Below are 878 nucleotides of genomic sequence, written 5' to 3' on the forward strand. Positions count from 1 at the left end.
CTAGGGTCAGGATGCATTGATTTTCAAGGCGCTGCATGATTCACGGCTCGAAAAATGGAGTGGTGATATGAGCGACCTTTTCTGGCTGACCGACGAGCAGATGGCCAAACTTTCCCCTTTCTTCCCGCGGTCGCACGGCAAGCCACGGGTCGATGACAAGAGGGTGCTGAGCGGGATTATCTTCATCAATCGCAATGGGTTGCGGTGGCGTGACGCTCCCAAAGAATACGGACCGCACAAGACGCTTTATAGCCGGTGGAAGCGTTGGAGTGAGAAAGGCATCTTCGCTCGGATGATGGTCGGCTTGGCAGCCGAACACGGCGAGGAAAAGACCGTGATGATCCCCTCTCGGGACATTGCTCCGCAATGCCCTGCCGGGCAGTGGACGTGACCTATCTGAAAGCACATCGCACCGCGACCAGCATGGCCGCGAAAAACGGGGGCGTGGCCGCCTGATTGGCCGAACCAAGGGCGGCATGAATACGAAGCTGCATGCTATCTGTGACAGCCAAGGGCGACCGATCAGCCTTTTTGTCACCGCTGGCCAAGTCAGTGACTACATCGGTGCGCGAGCGCTAATGAGCAGCATACCAGAAGTCGACTGGCTGCTCGGGGATCGCGGCTATGATGCAGACTGGTTCCGAGACGCGTTGAAAGACAAAGGAATAAGCGCCTGCATCCCAGGTCGAAAGCAACGCAAGACAACTGTGAAGTATGACAAGCGCCGATACAAACGGCGCAACCGTATTGAGATCATGTTTGGTAGGCTCAAGGACTGGAGGTGTGTAGCGACACGTTATGATCGCTGTCCCAAAGTCTTCCTCTCCGCTATCGCCCTCGCAGCAACCGTCATCTATTGGTTATGAATCCTGACCCTA

1 pseudogene is annotated in these 878 nt (G+C 55.8%); it reads left to right on the top strand.

Going from position 1 to position 878, the window contains the following annotated elements:
* Positions 1-67 precede the first annotated feature (67 nt).
* Positions 68-866, top strand: a pseudogene (locus ACR0M9_RS21100) (IS5 family transposase).
* The last annotated feature ends 12 nt before the right edge of the window (positions 867-878 follow it).

Source organism: Ruegeria sp. CH2 (assembly GCF_056537065.1).